Here is a 1,596-nt window from a genome sequence, read left to right as displayed (position 1 = left end):
CCGTGGCAGAGGCCTGCGGGGAGCTGGTGAACCTGGCGGTTGAGGTGCACCTCGTGCCCATGACATTTCGGGGCAACAAGTTCCCCTACGGCACCATGCGAAACACCCTGATGCAGAGCGAGGCGACCCGCAGCTTGGTGCGGCGCTTTGCCGAGCAGGGGTGGGCCCCTATCTGTCGTTTCAAGACTTCGACACCGGTTCGCGCTCTTTGGAAAGCGGCCAGCATATCTTCAAAGGCATCGATGCCTTGCTGGCACAAGACAAGGACGGGAGTGTGCTGCGCCCGCTGATGATAGCGGGTGGCTACCGGCCGCAGCAGCGGGACAGGCTGATCGTGATGACGACGGCACGCTATCCAAATAACATCATGCCAGCGGCACACCAGCAAAAGCTGGATGCCTTCGAGGCAGCCATTCGGGAAGACATGGCGACCCGAGTCCGCTACGCAGCCCTAGACCCCATGTTGCCTTATGCTCCCGAGCCCAACCTTTTCATCGATGGCACCCTGCTGCTTGGCGAGGGCACGCGGCCAGCGTTCAGTCCGAATGGGGCCGAGTATGAGGGGCTTTCTTCGAGCCTGGTTGCCTGCAACAAAGCCGAGCTGGAGGCATATTTTACTCCCCGCTTTGAGGAGGCCGAAGAGGTAGCTGTGCCCATGAATCGACGCCCAACCCAGGAGTCATTGATACTCCCTCCCGACCGAGAGGAGATCGCCAGCCAACTGGAGATAGCGTCACAGACCAACCGACACCCCTGGCGGGGTATCGCGTTTCTTCTCGATTTCACCATGACGGTGGAGACGGATCTCTCCCGTCTCGCCTACTCCTATCTCTCCCAGAACAAGCTGCCCCAGCTGCATAATCTGAGCTATCTGGTCACCCGACTGTTCCAAACACGGGGGGATAAGAAGGGGGTAAAACTGAGCAATATTCGCACTAGCTTTGACTATGAGGCGGCGATGGCCGCAGCGAAGGAGAAGGGTTTTGAGCCGGTAGGGGAGTTTCTGATGCGGCACAAGCAGGAGCTGGTCGGAATGGAGGGAGCCCGCTTTTCCGATTACTTTGCCCAGCGCTTCAGCGAGCAGGGGGTGTTTGCTGATCGCCACTATAACCTCCCTCCGTCACACCAAGCCGCCTTTACGCATCAGGTGGCCATCGAGCCGGAGCTCACAAAGAGGCGGCGTATGAATCCAGCGTAGGCATACCAGTTGTAACCGAATGCAAAACCGGGAGCGGTGAAAACAAGTGGGGGGTGGCGGGACAAACACAGGTGTGGTGAGGCTTGCAGCGCGATACGGTCAAATTGGCTGGTGCGGCTCAATATCGATGCTGCGTTAGTGAAAAATGTTAATGATGGTGGTCAATAGTTCTGACAGGCGCAACTTATTGCCCACCTGTTAGGTTAAATCACTGTCTTAGCAATATTTGCTGAGATATGTGCGCTGCTTGAGCGAAAACTTGCTCAGGGTTGTACGATTGAGGCTATGAATTGGTGGTAAGTGATTGATAAATAATGAGGAGAAAAGTTGGCATGGTCACTGCTAAGAGTTTGGTCGAGTGCTAGCTCATTTAACCCACCTATTTAGGAGCATACACA

At 56.1% G+C, this 1,596-nt stretch carries 2 protein-coding genes; both read left to right on the top strand.

Annotated elements, in window-relative coordinates; translation table 11 throughout:
* Window positions 1-290: hypothetical protein (locus AAC083_RS22050; protein WP_219927924.1), on the top strand; the 290-nt coding region annotated here is incomplete at its 5' end.
* A complete protein-coding gene (locus AAC083_RS22045; protein ID WP_108537710.1) occupies window positions 275-1,198 on the top strand; it encodes a hypothetical protein in 924 nt (307 codons plus the stop codon). The genes AAC083_RS22050 and AAC083_RS22045, both read left to right, overlap by 16 nt.
* Window positions 1,199-1,596: the final 398 nt, after the last annotated feature.

It is taken from the genome of Aeromonas sp. HMWF014, from assembly GCF_963878295.1.
Lineage (GTDB): Bacteria > Pseudomonadota > Gammaproteobacteria > Enterobacterales > Aeromonadaceae > Aeromonas > Aeromonas popoffii.
The sequence above is the reverse complement of the archived record's forward strand: the minus strand, read 5'-3'. Positions and strand labels throughout refer to the sequence as shown.